The 16,399-nt window shown below is 71.4% G+C and carries 17 protein-coding genes; 11 read left to right on the top strand and 6 right to left on the bottom strand.

The genetic code is table 11. The features are described 5' to 3' along the window. Nucleotides 1-38 precede the first annotated feature (38 nt). From E3N83_RS01230 to E3N83_RS01240, 3 genes are all read right to left on the bottom strand, one after another. Entirely contained in the window at nucleotides 39-524 is a 486-nt protein-coding gene (locus E3N83_RS01230) for a DUF3806 domain-containing protein (protein WP_151081612.1), read from the bottom strand. Nucleotides 525-587: 63 nt separating this feature from the next. Continuing rightward, a complete protein-coding gene (locus E3N83_RS01235) occupies nucleotides 588-1,637 on the bottom strand; it encodes a S66 family peptidase (RefSeq protein WP_151081613.1) in 1,050 nt (349 codons plus the stop codon). Nucleotides 1,638-1,641: 4 nt separating this feature from the next. Further along, the gene (locus tag E3N83_RS01240; RefSeq protein WP_151081614.1) at nucleotides 1,642-3,012 is read right to left on the bottom strand and encodes a pyridoxal phosphate-dependent decarboxylase family protein; all 1,371 of its coding nucleotides are present in this window, start codon (nucleotides 3,010-3,012) and stop codon (nucleotides 1,642-1,644) included. 133 nt (nucleotides 3,013-3,145) lie between these two features. Between E3N83_RS01240 and E3N83_RS01245 the strand changes: the two genes are divergently transcribed. Continuing rightward, complete coding sequence (locus E3N83_RS01245; RefSeq protein ID WP_151081615.1) at nucleotides 3,146-4,156, top strand: hypothetical protein; 1,011 nt, start codon at nucleotides 3,146-3,148, stop codon at nucleotides 4,154-4,156. Here the strand turns inward: E3N83_RS01245 and E3N83_RS01250 are convergent. Beyond that, nucleotides 4,143-4,811 (bottom strand): Pr6Pr family membrane protein, encoded by a 669-nt coding sequence (locus E3N83_RS01250; RefSeq protein WP_151081616.1) that lies wholly within the window; start codon nucleotides 4,809-4,811, stop codon nucleotides 4,143-4,145. The genes E3N83_RS01245 and E3N83_RS01250 overlap by 14 nt on opposite strands. A gap of 66 nt (nucleotides 4,812-4,877) precedes the next feature. On the opposite strand from E3N83_RS01250, the gene E3N83_RS01255 reads away from it, so the two are divergent. The 9 genes from E3N83_RS01255 (at nucleotide 4,878) to E3N83_RS01295 (ending at nucleotide 13,339) form a co-directional block, all read left to right on the top strand. Continuing rightward, entirely contained in the window at nucleotides 4,878-6,089 is a 1,212-nt protein-coding gene (locus E3N83_RS01255) for a kynureninase (RefSeq protein WP_151081617.1), read from the top strand. Nucleotides 6,090-6,109: 20 nt separating this feature from the next. Beyond that, nucleotides 6,110-6,781 (top strand): 4a-hydroxytetrahydrobiopterin dehydratase, encoded by a 672-nt coding sequence (locus E3N83_RS01260; protein ID WP_151081618.1) that lies wholly within the window; start codon nucleotides 6,110-6,112, stop codon nucleotides 6,779-6,781. A 215-nt stretch (nucleotides 6,782-6,996) separates the two neighbouring features. Continuing rightward, nucleotides 6,997-8,757 carry an acetolactate synthase large subunit gene (locus E3N83_RS01265; RefSeq protein ID WP_272950276.1) on the top strand — a complete coding sequence of 587 codons (1,761 nt, stop codon included), beginning with the start codon at nucleotides 6,997-6,999 and terminating at the stop codon, nucleotides 8,755-8,757. Nucleotides 8,758-8,766: 9 nt separating this feature from the next. Continuing rightward, on the top strand, nucleotides 8,767-9,309 hold the full coding sequence (gene ilvN / locus E3N83_RS01270; protein WP_151081620.1) for an acetolactate synthase small subunit: 543 nt from the start codon (nucleotides 8,767-8,769) through the stop codon (nucleotides 9,307-9,309). 141 nt (nucleotides 9,310-9,450) lie between these two features. Beyond that, on the top strand, nucleotides 9,451-10,479 hold the full coding sequence (gene ilvC, locus E3N83_RS01275; RefSeq protein ID WP_272950277.1) for a ketol-acid reductoisomerase: 1,029 nt from the start codon (nucleotides 9,451-9,453) through the stop codon (nucleotides 10,477-10,479). A 37-nt stretch (nucleotides 10,480-10,516) separates the two neighbouring features. After that, a complete protein-coding gene (locus E3N83_RS01280) occupies nucleotides 10,517-11,302 on the top strand; it encodes a class I SAM-dependent methyltransferase (protein WP_238343004.1) in 786 nt (261 codons plus the stop codon). A 136-nt stretch (nucleotides 11,303-11,438) separates the two neighbouring features. After that, entirely contained in the window at nucleotides 11,439-12,074 is a 636-nt protein-coding gene (locus tag E3N83_RS01285; protein ID WP_151081622.1) for a DUF4956 domain-containing protein, read from the top strand. Further along, the gene (locus E3N83_RS01290) at nucleotides 12,071-12,895 is read left to right on the top strand and encodes a polyphosphate polymerase domain-containing protein (protein ID WP_151081623.1); all 825 of its coding nucleotides are present in this window, start codon (nucleotides 12,071-12,073) and stop codon (nucleotides 12,893-12,895) included. Before E3N83_RS01285 ends, E3N83_RS01290 begins: the two co-directional genes overlap by 4 nt. A gap of 9 nt (nucleotides 12,896-12,904) precedes the next feature. Further along, nucleotides 12,905-13,339 (top strand): lamin tail domain-containing protein, encoded by a 435-nt coding sequence (locus tag E3N83_RS01295; RefSeq protein WP_151081624.1) that lies wholly within the window; start codon nucleotides 12,905-12,907, stop codon nucleotides 13,337-13,339. Nucleotides 13,340-13,354: 15 nt separating this feature from the next. Here E3N83_RS01295 and E3N83_RS01300 read toward each other — a convergent pair whose 3' ends face one another. Further along, nucleotides 13,355-14,035: a Clp protease N-terminal domain-containing protein gene (locus tag E3N83_RS01300; RefSeq protein WP_151081625.1), complete on the bottom strand. Its 681-nt coding sequence runs from the start codon at nucleotides 14,033-14,035 to the stop codon at nucleotides 13,355-13,357. Between the two features lie 41 nt (nucleotides 14,036-14,076). Continuing rightward, nucleotides 14,077-14,538, bottom strand: a complete 462-nt coding sequence (locus E3N83_RS01305) for a hypothetical protein (protein WP_151081626.1) — start codon at nucleotides 14,536-14,538, stop codon at nucleotides 14,077-14,079. Nucleotides 14,539-14,710: 172 nt separating this feature from the next. Between E3N83_RS01305 and serA the strand changes: the two genes are divergently transcribed. Beyond that, on the top strand, nucleotides 14,711-16,297 hold the full coding sequence (gene serA / locus E3N83_RS01310; protein ID WP_151081627.1) for a phosphoglycerate dehydrogenase: 1,587 nt from the start codon (nucleotides 14,711-14,713) through the stop codon (nucleotides 16,295-16,297). Nucleotides 16,298-16,399: the final 102 nt, after the last annotated feature.

Genomic DNA, 16,399 nt, shown 5'->3' on the forward strand with positions numbered 1-16,399 from the left:
GGCCGGGCCGCGCCCGCGCCGAGCGACCAGGTGTACTGCTAGGGCAGCTCCCCGACCGTGGCGATCAGGTCCCGGGCCAGCGGCGCGATCACGTTCCGCTCGTGCGCGGCCCAGCGCTTCGCGACCAGGTCGGTCGGGTAGATCAGCACGTTGCCGCGCGCGCGGTGCAGGGCGATCTCGGTGCCGTGGGTGTCGGTGGCGACCATCCAGTCCAGGCGCGCCTGGTCCGCGACGTACTGGCCGAACGCCAGGCCGATCTGGTTGGTGATCGGGTTGGGATCGGGGCGGTGCGCCTCGTCGAGGCGCAGCCAGGCGTTGAGCATCTCGTCGTAGTGCCGGCCGAGGTCGTCGATGTCGCCGAAGAGGACGTCCTGCTCGCCCAGCTCGGCGATGCTCGAGCGCACCCAGTCGACCTCCGCGCTGGTGAGCGGCTCGAGCACCGGGTCGGCCTGCGCGACCGGAGCCTGGGCCGTCGGCGACTCGTCCTGTGGTTCCTCACCCGATGACTTCTTGAACCACGGCATGGGCCCACGCTAGCGATCCACTGGGGGGTCGGTCCTGATTTCGCCCAGGGACGCGGTTGCTGCTCAGTCGTAGTCGGCCCATACGCGGCGCTGGGCGCCGTCGACGGTCATCGACCCGCCGTACGGCAGGACCCACTGCGGCCGGGTGTGGCCGAAGGGCACGCCGACGACGACCACAGCGTCCGGGTTGTAGCGGGCAACCGTCGAGATCGCGACGTCGCGTTGCTCGGCGCGACGCGCGGCCCGCTGCCCCGCGTCGGGGCGCTGCTCGCGGGTGGACGTGGGTGGCCGGGACACCACGACTGCGTCGACCGCTGCGACCAGCCCGCGCTCGCCGAGCGAGCGGAGGATGTAGCCGAACTCCGAGGCCGGGATGAGCTCCTCGGAGGCCTCCAGCAGCAGGACTCCGCCGCGGAGCACACCGGCGTCGTCCGCGAAGCGGCCCGCGGTCAGGATCCACTGCACGACCTCGATGCACCCGCCCCAGGTCGGGCCGGTCACCGAACGGGGCGGCCCGGCCCAGGCCCAGGGCTCGGTCGGCTCCCGGTCGCCGTACGACGTGAGCGCGGCCGGGTCCTGCCAGTCCCTCCCGAAGTCCTCCGCCTCGCCGGGCTCGGTGATCTCCAGCCGGCCGCCGTCCAGCAGCGCTGCCCGCAGGGACGCGGCGTGCACGGGGTCGACAGCGGGACCGGGCCCGAGGTGGACCTGGGTCGAGCCGCCGTGGAAGGACGCGACGCCCTGCTGCCAGAGCCAGCTCAGCAGGTTGGTGTTGTCGCTGTAGCCCAGGAACGGCTTGGGGTCGCGGCGCGCCAGGTCGGCATGGAGGTGGGGTATCACCGTGATCTGGTCCTCGCCACCGATGGTGGCCAACACCGCCCGGATGTCGGGGTCCGCGAACGCCGCGTTGAGGTCGGCGGCGCGGTCCTCCGCCGACCCTCCCAGGCGCCGGGTCGTCGGGTACTCCACCGGCACCAGTCCGGTGACCTCGGTCAGCCGGCGCAGGGCCTGCTCGTGGACCTCCGGGCCGGCGGCCGGCGCCGCGAACGACGGCGAGAGCACGGCCACCCGGTCACCGGGCGCGGCCTTGGCCGGGCGGAGCAGGTCGCGACTCATCGGGTCATTCAACAGGGTCGAGTGCGGCGACGGCGCGGCGCAGGGCGTCGAGGGACCGCCGTACGTCGTCGTCGGTGGTGCTCCAGTTGCTCACCGAGATACGCACGATGGCCCGGTCGTGCCAGCGCGAGCCGGACATCCAGGTGGTGCCGTCCGCCAGCAGCGCGGACGCCACGGCCCTGGCGCGCTCGTCCTCGTCGTCGAAGGTCAGGCAGACCTGCGTGAACACCACGTCGTTGAGCACCGCGACGCCCGGGATCTCCCGGGCACCGGCCGCGAAGGCGGTCGCGTGGTCCGCGAGGCGCTCGACCAGGGAGATCACGCCGTCGCGACCGAGGCTCCTCAGCGCCGCCCAGGTGGCGAAGCCGCGGCCGCGCTTGGACAGCTCGGGCACGCGTTCCTGAGGATCGCCCGAGGCCTCGATGAGGTACTCGCCGTGCATCGCCATGGACGACGCCAGCGCGTCGGCGTCGCGCACGATCGCGAGCCCGCAGTCGTAGGGGACGTTCAGGGTCTTGTGGGCGTCGGTGGCCCACGAGTCCGCGTCGGCCACGCCGCGCAGGTGGTCCGCCCACCGCGGCGAGGCCGCCGCCCACAGCCCGAAGGCGCCGTCGACGTGCACCCAGGCGTCGTGCTCGCGCGCGATCTCGACACACTCGGCGAAGGCGTCGAAGGCGCCGGAGTGGATGTTGCCCGCCTGGAGCACGACGATCGCCGGGCCGTCGCCGGCCTTCAGCTCCTCGCGCAGGGCAGCCGGCGAGATCCGTCCCTCGGTGTCGACAGCCACGGCCGTCGGGTCGCCCAGCCCGAGGAAACGCAGGGGGAGGTCGACCGAGGGGTGTCGCTCGTCACCGACGACGACGCGCACCGGGGGAGCGCCGGCCAGGCCGCGCCGTACGTCGTGACCGGCCCGCCTGAGCACGGTGTCGCGGGCCGCAGCCAGGCAGGTGAAGTTGGCCATCGTCGCGCCGGTCACGAAACCCACCGCGGACTCCGGCGGCAGTCCCAGCAGGTCCAGGATCCAGCGTCCCGCCACCTCCTCGACGGCTGCCGCGGCCGGGGTCAGGGACCGCAGCCCGACGTTCTGGTCCCACGCGGAGGTGAGCCAGTCGGCACCGAGCGCTGCCGGCAGGGTGCCGCCGATGACCATCCCGAAGAAGCGGCCCGAGGGGATCGCGACCAGGCCCGGCTCGCACGCCTCTGCCAGGAGGTCGACCACGTCGGCCGCCGGCGTCGGCCCGTCCGGCAGGTCGCCGAGCCGACGGACCATCTCGTCCGCGTCGACACCGGGCGGGACCGGCCGCTCGTCGAGCGAGGCGAGCCAGGTCGTGGCATGGTGCAGAGCACGGTCGAGTGCGGAGTCGCGGGCGTCCATGGCCTCACTGTGCTCGTGGCGGCCCCGCGTCGACAACCGGTCCCCGCGACGGTCCGGGTGAACGTGGACAGCTGCGCCGGCCGATCGGCGCGTTCGACAACCGATCGGTCCGCCGAACCGTCACAGTGAGGTGATGAGCTCCGCCGGCCGCCTGCTCCTGCGCGCACCGCTGGTCGGGGTCGCGGCCGCGCTGGTCGCGCTGCTGCTGGTCGCCGGTCTGGTGGGGCGCGGTGACGACCGGTCCGCGGGAACGCCCGTCGCGGCCGGTCCCGGGCCCGCGGCGCCACCGCCGTCGACGTCGGGCTCGGGTGACCACGCGGCGTACGTCGTGATGGCGGGGGCGCCGATCGCGGTCCGCCCCGCGCTGCCCGGAGGTGGCTACCGGGTCTTCGGGCACCACCGGTTCCTGGTCGCCTACTACGGCACCGCCCAGACCGCCAGCATGGGCGTGCTGGGCACCACGGACCCCGACACCATGCAGCGTCGACTGATGCGCGCCGGGCGGCCGTTCCTCGAGCCCGGAGAGCAGCTCCAGCCGGTCTACGAGCTGATCGTCACCGTCGCCGACGCCTCGCCCGGCCCGAACGGTGACTACAGCCACGACATCCCGACGCCCTACGTGCACGAGTACCTCCGGACCGCCCACCGTCACCATGCCCTGCTACTGCTCGACCTCCAGACCGGCCGGGCCGACTTCCCGACCGTGGCGAAGCGGTGGGCGTGGGCGCTGAAGGACCCGTCGGTCGGGCTGGCGCTCGACCCCGAGTGGCGGATGGGGCCGCACCAGGTGCCGGCCCACGTGATCGGCTCGGTGGATGCCGACGAGGTGAACCGGACCTCGGCCTGGCTCTCCCGCCTGGTCCGCCGCCACGACCTGCCGCAGAAGCTGTTCGTGCTCCACGAGTTCCGGTTGACGATGCTGCCCGACATCCAGCGGATCGTGCACCGGCCGGGGCTGGCCATGCTGCAGCACGCCGACGGCTTCGGTACCCGCGGGCAGAAGCTCGCGACGTACCACGCGATCACTCGGCCGGCGCAGTTCCGCCAGGGCTTCAAGCTCTTCTACCACTGGGACATCCACCGCTTCACCCCGCAGCAGGTGCGCGGGATCCGGCCGCGGGTGAGCTTCGTCAGCTACCAGTGACGACGGTGGTCGGCGCCGATGCCGGGGCCGGTCGCATCCGGCGGTCGTACTCGCGCAGCACCGCGAAGACGGCGAAGAACAGCACGAGGATGCCGACGCAGACGACGACCACCCGCCCCCAGCCGTGGGTGGAGTGGTCCAGGAACGGGTAGGGGTACCAGCCCGTGGCAGCGGCCTGGAGCAGGATCACGGCGAGCCAGGCGACCGGCCAGACGGCGGCCCGCAGGCAGACCCCCCAGTCGACGCGCGGCCGTGGTCCGAGGACCAGCCAGCCGGCGACGGCCAGGAGCGGGACCGCCAGGTGGAGCAGCCGGTCGGCGAGGTAGTCGGCGCCGTGCAGGTCGAGCAGCTTGCGTAGCAGGAACCAGTGCACGAGCCCGGTGACCGTGATCCCGCTGACCGCCGCCGCGCGGACGACCCGCCACGCACGACCGTCGCGGGCTGGGTCCTGTACCAGCTGGGTGGCGGTGACCAGCACCAGGACGTTGCTCTGGATGGTGAAGTAGGCGACGAAGCGCAGCAGCCGGTCGACCAGCCCGGGCGGGTGGGCGTCGACCAGGACCACGGACCCCTTGGTCACCTGTACCAGCTGGAGCACGAGAGCGACGAGGGCCACCACCGCGGTGAGGGCGTGGAAGGCCCGGGCTCGGTTCACGCGGCAACGGTAGTGCCCAGCCGGGCGTCCGCGCAGGGCCCTGGCGCCGTGGGACAGACTGCTCCCATGACCCACCCGCTCGACGTCACCGACCCGTTGGCGCCCTACCGCGACCGGTTCCTGGGGGCCGAGACCCCGCTGGTCTATCTCGACGGCAACTCGCTCGGTCGCCCGCTCCGGACGACCCTCGGCCGGCTGCACGACTTCGTGCGTGACGAGTGGGGCGGTCGGCTGATCCGTGGCTGGGACGAGCGCTGGTTCGACCAGCCGCTGGTGCTCGGCGACACTCTCGGCCGGGTCTGCCTCGGAGCTGCTCCGGGACAGGTGGCGCTGGGTGACTCGACCACCGTGCTGCTCTACAAGCTGATGCGCGCAGCGCTCCGGGCCCGGCCGGGCCGCACCGAGATCGTGGTCGACCGCGACAACTTCCCGACCGACCGCTATCTCGCGATGGGCATCGCCGAGGAGTGCGGGATGACCCTGCGCTGGGTCGAGGTGGACACCACGGCCGGGGTCTCTCCGGAGCAGGTGGCCGAGGTCGTGGGGGAGCGGACCGCCCTGGTGATGCTCAACCACGTCTCCTACCGGTCGTCGTGGCTGGCCGACGTCCCCGCGGTCACCCGGATCGCCCAGGACGCCGGTGCGCTCGTGCTGGTCGACATGTGCCACTCGGTGGGGGTGGTGCCGTCGGACCTGGACGCCTGGGAGGTCGACCTCGCCGTCGGCTGCACCTACAAGTACCTCAACGGCGGCCCCGGGTCGCCGGCCTTCGCCTACGTCGCCGCCCGCCATCTCGACACCTTCACCCAGCCGATCCAGGGCTGGATGGGCAACACCGACCCGTTCCTGATGGGCCCTGACTACGTGCCCACGAAGGGGATCCGCCGCTTCATCTCCGGGACGCCGGCGATCCTCGGGATGCTGGCGATCGAGGACATGGTGGCGTTGATCGACGAGGCCGGGCTCGACCGGGTCCGGGCGAAGTCGGTGGCGATGACGACGCACGCGATCGAGGTGGCCGACGGCCTGCTGACGTCGTACGGCGTGAGCGTCGCCACCACTCGTGACCCGGCGCGGCGGGGCAGCCACGTGACACTGCACCATCCCCGGATGCAGGAGGTCACCGCCGCGCTGTGGCAGCGCGACGTGATCCCCGACTACCGCGACCCCGGTGGCCTGCGGATCGGCCTGTCGCCGCTCTCCACGTCGTACGACGAGCTGGAGCGCGGCCTGGAGGCGGTGCGCGAGGTCCTCGCGGGGCTGGACAGCAGCACCTGACGGTGAGGCAAGGTGGGGGCATGACTCCCACCGACGAGCAGAAGCAGGTCCTCACCTTCGCCGAGGTCGAGGCCGCGGGGCTGGCCGACTGGCGGCAGCTGTTCGAGGCGCTGCGCACCCGGTTCGCGACCGGAGGCTTCAACCAGGGGCTCGAGCTGGTGACCCGGATCGCGGCGCTGGCCGACGAGGCCGACCACCACCCCGACGTCGACCTGCGCTACCCGCACGTCAACGTGACGATCTTCAGCCACGACGTCTTCGGGGTGACCTCCCGCGACGTCGACCTCGCGCGGGCCATCAGCGCGGCCGCCGCGGAGCTCGGCATCGAGGCCGACCCGACGGCCACCGGCGTCGTCGAGCTCGCCCTCGACACCTGGGACTACCAGGAGATCAAGCCGTTCTGGGCGGCCGTGCTCGGCATGGGCGACCACCCGAAGCACGGCGAGGAGCTGCGCGACCTCGCCGGCTCGCAGCCCACCCTGTGGTTCCAGCACACCACCGAGCACGACGAGCCCCGCCAGCGCTTCCACCTCGACGTCCGGGTGCCCGCCGACGTCGCCGACGAGCGGATCGCGGCCGCTCTCGCCGCGGGCGGCGTGCTGGTCAGCGACGAGCGCGCACCGCGCTTCACCGTGCTCGCCGACGCCCAGGGCAACAAGGCCTGCGTGACCACGGGGCTGGAGCGCGACTGAGTCTGCGTCCTGCGGGATGAGACGGGCGTACCAGATGCTGGGACGCCTGACATCCTCGCTTGACGGCGTCGGAGGGGTCCGGGACCGTGGTTCCATGCGCACGCACCTCCTTGTACGCACCCGACGCGCGGGTTGAGCCCAGGCTCGACCTACGCGTCACCCCTCGCCGAGTCGGCCGAGGGGTTTTTTGTTGGCCGCAGACGCAGAGACAGGACATGGTGATGAAGGAGCAGGTGGGCGCGTCGATGACCGGCGCCCAGAGCTTGATCAGGTCGCTCGAGGCGGCCGGGACCCAGCACATCTTCGGCATCCCCGGCGGCGCGATCCTCCCGGCGTACGACCCCCTGATGGACTCCTCCATCCGGCACATCCTGGTCCGGCACGAGCAGGGCGCCGGCCATGCCGCGCAGGGGTACGCCGCGGCGACCGGGCGGGTCGGCGTCTGCATGGCCACCTCCGGTCCCGGCGCCACCAACCTGGTCACCCCGCTGGCCGACGCGCACATGGACTCCGTGCCTCTGGTGGCGGTGACCGGCCAGGTCGGTGCGGCCTCGATCGGGACCGACGCGTTCCAGGAGGCCGACATCCGCGGCATCACGATGCCGATCACCAAGCACAACTTCCTGGTCACCGACCCGGCCGACATCCCGCGCACCATCGCCGAGGCCTTCCACATCGCCGCCACCGGGCGGCCCGGCCCGGTGCTCGTGGACGTCGCCAAGTCGGCGCTGCAGGCGATGACGACGTACACCTGGCCGACCGAGCTCCACCTGCCCGGCTACCGGCCCGTGACCCGGCCGCACGCCAAGCAGATCAAGGAGGCCGTGCGCCTGATCCTCGAGGCCAAGCGGCCGGTGCTCTACGTCGGCGGCGGCACCATCCGTGCCCGCGCGTCCCGCCAGCTGCTCGAGCTGGCCACGCTCACCGGCATCCCGGTGGTGACCACGCTGATGGCGCGCGGCGCCTTCCCCGACAGCCACGCCCAGCACCTCGGGATGCCCGGCATGCACGGCACCGTGGCCGCGGTGGCCGGGCTCCAGCGCAGCGACCTGATCATCTCCCTCGGCGCCCGGTTCGACGACCGGGTGACCGGCAACCTCGACTCCTTCGCGCCCGGCGCCCTGGTGATCCACGCCGACATCGACCCGGCCGAGATCGGCAAGAACCGTGTCGCCGACGTGCCGATCGTGGGCGACTGCAAGGAGGTCATCTCCGACCTGACCGCCCTGCTGCGCGCCGAGGCCGCGGCCGGCCGGACCGGCGACTACGAGGCCTGGGTGGACTACGTGGCGGGCATTAAGAAGACCTACCCCGTGGCGTACGGCGCGCCCGCGGACGGCAGCCTCGCTCCGCAGTACGTCATCGAGCGTCTGAGCGCGATCGCGGGCCCGGACACGATCTACTGCGCCGGCGTCGGCCAGCACCAGATGTGGGCCGCGCACTACGTCGACTTCGAGAAGCCCGACACCTGGATCAACTCCGGCGGCCTGGGCACCATGGGCTACTCCGTGCCGGCCGCCATGGGCGCCAAGGTCGGGCGCCCCGACGCCACCGTCTGGTCGATCGACGGCGACGGCTGCTTCCAGATGACCAACCAGGAGCTGGCCACCTGCGCGATCAACGACATCCCGATCAAGGTCGCGATCATCAACAACGAGTCGCTCGGGATGGTGCGGCAGTGGCAGACGCTGTTCTACAACGAGCGCTACTCCAACACCGACCTGGACAGCAAGCGGATCCCGGACTTCGTCAAGCTCGCCGAGGCCTACGGCTGCGTCGGTCTCGCCTGCGACTCGCCCGGTGACGTCGACACCACGATCGAGAAGGCGATGTCGATCGACGACCGGCCGGTCGTGGTCGACTTCCGCGTGCACCGTGACGCCATGGTCTGGCCGATGGTCGCCGCGGGGACGAGCAACGACGACATCCAGTACGCCCGCGACCTCGCGCCGCAGTTCGACGAGAACGACATCTAGGGGGCCACGATGACGACTCACACCCTGTCGGTGCTCGTGGAGAACAAGCCCGGCGTCCTGGCCCGGATCGCCGGGCTCTTCAGCCGCCGTGGCTTCAACATCGAGTCGCTCGCGGTGGGCCCGACCGAGCACCCCGAGGTCTCCCGGATGACGATCGTGGTCAACGTCGAGGAGTCTCCGCTCGAGCAGGTCACCAAGCAGCTGAACAAGCTGGTCGAGGTGATCAAGATCGTCGAGCTCGACGGCTCGGGCTCGGTCAACCGCGAGCTGATGCTGGTCAAGGTGAAGGCCGACGCCGCCACCCGGGGCCAGGTGCTCGACGCCGTACAGCTGTTCCGGGCCAAGGTGGTCGACGTCGCCCCCGACGCGGTCACCATCGAGGTGACCGGCAACGCCGACAAGCTGGGCGACTTCCGCCGGGTGCTCGAACCCTTCGGCATCCGCGAGCTGGTCCAGTCCGGCATGGTCGCCATCGGCCGCGGTCCCCGGTCGATCAGCGAGCGGCAGCTCCGCCCGGTGGCGGTGCCGAACGCGGCAGGTTTCACCGGTTGACCGGGGAACGCTGACGTTCTCGCGCGAAATCTCGGCCGATAACGTCAGGGATCCCGCCAGAACCTCCCCTGATCCACCATCGAAGTACCCCAGGCACCACCAGCAGCACCCGACGTCACCACCACCCGAAGGAGAGCCCCCGTGGCCCAGATGTTCTACGACGACGACGCCGACCTGTCCCTGATCCAAGGCAAGAACGTCGCGGTGCTCGGCTACGGCAGCCAGGGGCACGCCCACGCCCTGTCGCTGCGCGACTCCGGGGTCGACGTCCGCGTCGGCCTGCCGGAGGGCTCGAAGTCCCGCGCCAAGGCCGAGGCCGAGGGGCTGCGCGTGCTCACGCCGTCGGAGGCGGTCGAGGAGTCCGACGTCATCGTCGTGCTCGCCCCCGACCACAAGCAGCGGGCGCTCTACGCCGAGTCGATCGAGCCCAACATCACCCCCGGCGACACGCTCGTCTTCGGGCACGGCTTCAACATCCGCTTCGGCTACATCACGCCGCCCGACGGCGTCGACGTGATCATGATCGCGCCCAAGGGTCCCGGCCACCTCGTCCGTCGCGAGTACGTCGACGGTCGCGGCGTCCCCGTGCTGGTCGCCGTCGAGAAGGACGCCTCCGGCAAGGCCTGGGACCTCGCCCTGTCCTACGCCAAGGGCATCGGCGGCCTGCGCGCCGGCGGCATCAAGACCACGTTCACCGAGGAGACCGAGACCGACCTGTTCGGTGAGCAGGCGGTGCTCTGCGGCGGCGCCTCACAGCTCGTCCAGTACGGCTTCGAGGTGCTCACCGAGGCCGGCTACCAGCCCGAGGTGGCCTACTTCGAGTGCCTCCACGAGCTGAAGCTGATCGTCGACCTGATGTACGAGGGCGGCATCGCCAAGCAGCGCTGGTCGGTCTCCGACACCGCGGAGTACGGCGACTACGTGTCGGGTCCGCTCGTGATCGACGCCCACGTGAAGGAGAACATGAAGGAGGTGCTGGCCAACATCCAGAACGGCTCCTTCGCCCAACGCTTCATCGACGACCAGGACGCCGGCGGCCCGGAGTTCCAGGCCCTGCGCGCCAAGGGCGAGCAGCACCCGATCGAGGGCACCGGTCGCGAGCTGCGCAAGCTGATGTCGTGGGTCAAGAGCCACGACACCGACTACGTCGAGGGCACCGCAACGCGGTGACCGCACGGTGACCTACACGCACGGGCACGCGGAGAGCGTGTTGCGCTCCCACCGCGCTCGGACAGCGGCCAACAGCGCGGCGTACCTCCTGCCGCACCTGCGACCCACCGACCGGCTGCTCGACGTGGGCTCGGGTCCGGGCACGATCACCGCCGACCTGGCCCGCCTGGTCGGTGAGGTGGTCGCGCTCGAGATCAACGTCGAGGCGGCCGGCCTGACCCGCGAGGAGCTCGCCCGGCAGGGGGTGACGAGCGCCCAGGTCATCGTCGGCGACGTGCACGTGCTCACCCTCCCCGACGACGGGTTCGACGTCGTCCACGCGCACCAGGTCCTCCAGCACGTCGCGGACCCGGTCGCGGCCCTGCGCGAGATGGCGCGGGTGACCCGGCCCGGGGGAGTGGTCGCGGTGCGCGACAGCGACTACGCGGCGTTCGCGTGGTACCCCCGGCTGCCCGGGCTCGACCGCTGGCTGGAGCTCTACGAGGCGGCCGCACGCGCCAACGGCGGGGAGCCCGACGCCGGCCGGCACCTGCTGGCCTGGGCGCGCGCCGCCGGGCTGGGCGACGTCACCGCCACCTCGAGCACCTGGTGCTTCGCCACCCCCGAGTCGCGCGCCTGGTGGGGCGGAATGTGGGCCGAGCGGGTGACCGGCTCGGCCCTCGGTGAGCAGCTCCTGCGCGACGGGTACGCCGACCGGGCCGAGCTGGCCGGGATCGCGGATGCCTGGCGAACCTGGGCGAGCCATCCGGACGGCTGGATCTCGATCCCGCACGGCGAGCTGGTGGCCGTCGTGGGCGCGTCGTCGTACCTGCCGGGAACCTGAACAAAACGTCAATTGGGCAAATATTTGCCCAACTCCCCGTAACGTTCTGCTCGCACGGCGACAAGTAGGCGTGAGTGGCACCGGGGGGAGCCGCGACCTCTTCTAGAGAACAGGTGGCCCCACCATGGTGGTCCTGATGACCCCTCTGACCCGACACGTCGGTCAGGCTCTGCTCCTCGATCTCGCCTGCATCTTCGTGATCGCCTTCGCCGTGTACTACCGGCGCTACCGCCGGTCCGACCTCGTGATCGCGTACGTCGCCCTCAACGTCAGCCTGTTCTGCGTGGCGGTCCTGATCGTCAACCAGATGAAGATCGGCGTGGCGTTCGGCTTCGGGCTGTTCGCGATCCTGTCGATCATCCGGCTCCGCTCCGAGCCGATCTCACCCGAGGAGGGCGCCTACTACTTCGTGGCGCTGGTCCTGGGCCTGATCAACGGCATGGTCTTCCACGACGCCCCGCTGGCGCGGGTGCTCGACGTCGGCATCGTGGCCGTGATGCTCGTGCTCGACAACGGCTTCATCGGGGTGAAGGCGCGGCGGCAGGTCGTCACCCTCGACACGGTCTATCCCGACGAGGGGCGGCTGCGCCTGGACCTCGAGCGGCGCCTCGGTGGCAAGGTCAAGCGTCTCTACGTCCGGGAGACCGACTACGTGCGCGACACGACGGTCGTCGACGTCCGGTACGTCCCGATCACCCGCGACAAGGGGACCCGTCCCTGGCAGCGCCGCGCCACCGCCGCCGAGCGCGACCTCCACGAGGTCATCGCATGAGCGCTGCGCTGGAGCCGGAAGCCGACCCGGTTCCGCCGCCGTCGCAGACCGCCACCGACCTGGAGGGCCGGATCGGCACGCTGCGCCCGATCGACCTCCCCACGCTGGAGTCCGGTGCGGCACTGCTGACCCGCGTGGACCAGAAGTACATCATCCGGCTCAGCACCTTCGAGCGCCTCGTCGACTCTCTCGGGGACGACTGGCGGGCTCTGGAGATCGACGACCGCCGCCTGTTCGGCTACACCTCGACCTACTTCGACACCGCCGACCTGCACACCTACCGGGCCCACCTCCAGCGTCGGCGCCGGCGGTTCAAGGTCCGGGTGCGGCAGTACACCGACTCCGACGGCTGCATGCTCGAGGTCAAGCGCAAGGGGCTGCGTGGGGCGACGGTCAAGTCGCGCACGCCGCACCCGTCGTGGAGCCAGGCCGACCTCGGTACTCACGGACACGACTTCGTGGCGGACTCGATCCGGGGCCACGCCGACCTGCCCGATGCCCCGCTCGCCCCGGTCGTCACGACCAGCAACCGCCGCGCGACCCTGGTCTCGCTCGAGAGCCGCGCCCGGCTGACCGTCGACACCGACCTGTCCTGCGGCTGGGGGTCGACCACCGCGACGCTCCGCCCCGACCACGTGCTCCTCGAGAGCAAGTCCGAGGGCGGAGGCGGGTCTCCGGTGGACCGGCTGCTCCGGAGCCTCGGCGAGCGACCGGTCAACGTCAGCAAGTACTGCGTCGGGATCGCCTCCCTGGGTCTCGACCTGCCTTCCAACCCGTGGCGGCGCATCATGCGCAGCTACTTCGACCTGCCCGACAACTGAGGAGTTCCGATGTCCAAGCGCCTGGTCCTGCTCGCCGCCCTTCTCGGCTGTCTCGCACCCCTGCTGCCGGCGAGCCCCGCCCTGGCGGCCGGCCCGATGAAGATCGTCAAGATCCACTACGCACAGACCGGCACCAACCTGAACACGGAGTACATCGTGTTCAAGAACAAGTCGACGCACACCGTGCAGATGAAGGGCTGGGAGATCATCTCCGCACCCAGCACCGACCACCAGTTCTACATCTTCCCGAGCACCAAGGTCGCTCCCGGCCACTCGCTGACGCTCTACACCGGCACCGGGTCCAACACCGCGTCCACCCGCCACTGGGGGGCCGGCACCCCGGTCTGGAACAACGACGGTGACCTCGCGATCCTGAAGAACGCAGCCCGCACGATCGTCGACACCTGCCGGTACGCCGGCGGCGGCACCACCGCGTTCTGCTGACGGCCGGGGCGTCGTTCAGGCCGTCCGGTCCTCGAGCCGCGACAGCCGGGACCGGATCTCCTCCAGGGCCGCCCGGATCGGTGCCGACAGGCCGCTGAAGGTGAGCGTCTCGCGAGCGTAGGAGTACGCCGACAGTGCGGTCGCGACGCCGCGCAGCGCCGACTCGTGGGTGATCCCCAGGTCCTTCAACGTGGCCCGGGCCAGCTCCCGGGTCGGACCTGCGGTCAGCCCGAGCAGGAGGTGCTCGGTCCCGACGTAGGTGTGGCCGAGCCCGCGTGCCTGCTCCACGGCCCGCTCGGCGAGGGCCTCCAGTGGTCCGGCTGCCCCAGGATCCTGATCGGCCCGGGCCCGGAGCTCGGCGTAGAGGTCCAGGGGCTCGAGGTCGGCAGACTCGAGCACCACGACGGCGAGCCCGCCGGACTCGACCAGGGCGGCGACCAGGTCGACGGTGGTGGGCTCGTGCCCGGCTGCCTCCGCGAGCTTCTCGGCGTCGGCGAGCACGCCGTACGCCCGCTTGGTGAAGCTCCGGGAGAGGTCGAGACCTGTGCCGCCCGAGCCCGGAGGCCGGTCGACGTCGGAGGAGACCGCCACGGCGTCGGCCAGGGCCTGCTGGCAGATCGCCGAGACCGGGATGCCGGCGACCTTGACCTGCTCGGCGAGCTCGTCCGGGAGGTAGACGTTGATCTTCGGGCTCATGATCCAGCATATAACCCCAAGATAACCCCCATGGTCAAGGGTCAGTCGACGTTCACGTCCGCGCCGCCTGCCACGCGCCAGTGGCCGTCCCGGTGCACGAGCGGCCAGGTGAAGCGCATCGAGGCCGGCGGTCCGGGGGTGAGCAGCGTGCCCACGACCGTGACCCTGCCCGAGGAGCGGCCGACGTCGACCTGGGTGACCGTCAGGTCGCGCACCGCCAGTGAGAGGCCGTTCGCCCGGGCCTGGGCGGCGACGGCCTCGCAGCGGGCGACGGCCGCGTCCACCTGGTCGGGGGCCGTGAAGCCCCGCATCTCCGAGCAGGCGTCCGAGTTGCCCCCTCCGGCCCGGACCGTCACATCGGTGGCACGCGTGGCCACGTCGGCCGCCTCCTGGGTGTCGACCGGCGCCTGCCAGGCATGCCAGGCCAGGTAGCCGGTGACCGCCAGCACCAGCCCGGCGAGCAGCAGGAACGGCGTCGAGGAGGAGCTCGAGCGTTGCGTCATCGACACACGGTAGACACTGGAAGGGGTCGTGGCGCTGACCTCGGTGCGTCGCCCTCCGGACGGGCTCCAGGCGCTCCCCGGCCTCGGGTAGAGTCGACCGGGCACAGCGTCGTGCCTCTGCCGGGACTCCGATCCCCTTCCGTCATCTTCTGACCACGAGGACACCGCCGCTGTGAGCAAGCCCGTCGTACTCATCGCCGAAGAGCTCAGCCCCGCCACCGTCGAGGCGCTCGGCCCGGACTTCGAGATCCGCCACTGCAACGGCGCCGACCGCGCCGAGCTGCTCGCCGCGATCCCCGACGTCGATGCGATCCTGGTGCGCTCGGCCACCAAGGTCGACGCCGAGGCGCTGGGAGCCGCGCTCCGCCTGAAGGTCGTCGCCCGCGCCGGGGTCGGCCTCGACAACGTCGACGTGAAGGCCGCCACGCAGTCGGGCGTGATGGTCGTGAACGCACCGACCTCCAACATCGTCAGCGCCGCCGAGCTCGCGGTCGCCCTCCTGCTCGCCGCCGCGCGTCACCTGAGTCCCGCCCACGCCGCCCTGCGCAGCGGCGAGTGGAAGCGCTCGAAGTACACCGGCATCGAGCTGTACGAGAAGACCGTCGGCATCGTCGGCCTCGGCCGGATCGGCGTCCTGGTCGCCCAGCGCCTGGCCGCGTTCGGCATGTCCGTGATCGCCTACGACCCTTATGTCCAAGCCGGTCGCGCCGCCCAGATGGGCGTGCGCCTGGTCGATCTCGACACCCTGCTCGCCGAGTCCGACTTCATCAGCGTGCACCTGCCCAAGACCCCCGAGACCGTGGGCCTGATCGGCGCCGACGAGCTGGCCAAGGCCAAGTCGTCACTGGTCCTGGTGAACGCCGCCCGCGGTGGCATCGTCGACGAGAACGCGCTGTACGCCGCGCTCAAGGAAGGCCGGATCGCCGCCGCGGGGGTCGACGTCTACGCCAAGGAGCCGTGCACCGACAGCCCGTTGTTCGAGCTCGAGAACGTCGTCGCGACGCCGCACCTGGGTGCCTCGACCGACGAGGCGCAGGAGAAGGCGGGGATCGCGGTCGCCAAGTCGGTCCGGCTGGCTCTCAGTGGCGAGCTGGTCCCCGACGCCGTCAACGTCCAGGGCGGCGTGATCGCCGAGGACGTGCGCCCCGCCATCCCGATGACCGAGAAGCTCGGCCGGATCTTCACCGCGCTGGCCGGCGAGGTCGCCCAGCAGATCGATGTCGACGTCCGCGGCGAGATCACCGAGTACGACGTCAAGGTGCTCGAGCTCGCGGCCCTCAAGGGAGTCTTCACCGACGTCGTCGAGGAGCAGGTCTCCTACGTCAACGCGCCGCTGCTCGCGGCCGAGCGGGGCACCGCCGTACGCCTGGTCGCGGAGAGCGAGAGCCCCGACCACCGCAACCTGATCACGATCCGGGGCACCCTCGCCGACGGCTCGCAGGTCTCGGTGAGCGGCACCCTGGTCGGCATCGCCCAGCGCGAGCGCCTGGTCGCGGTCAACGACTTCATCGTCGATCTCGAGCCGACCGAGCACCTGGCGTTCTTCACCTACGCCGACAAGCCGGGCATGGTCGGCACCGTCGGCCGGATCCTCGGCGACGCCGAGGTCAACATCGCCGGCATGCAGGTCTCCCGGGACACCCTCGGCGGCCATGCGCTGGTCGCGCTGTCCGTCGACTCCGCGATCCCGTCCGAGGCGCTGGCCGAGATCGAGGCAGCCATCGACGCGACCTCGCTGCGGGCCGTCGACCTGGTCTGAGTGCGCGACGTCACGCCGGCGTGACCGGCACGGCGGCAACCTTTCGACGTCACTCCTCGTCTCAGTAGTGACGCCTCCCGTGGGCGTCCTCGATGCGGGGCG

Source organism: Nocardioides cynanchi (assembly GCF_008761635.1).
Classification (GTDB): Bacteria; Actinomycetota; Actinomycetes; order Propionibacteriales; family Nocardioidaceae; genus Nocardioides; species Nocardioides cynanchi.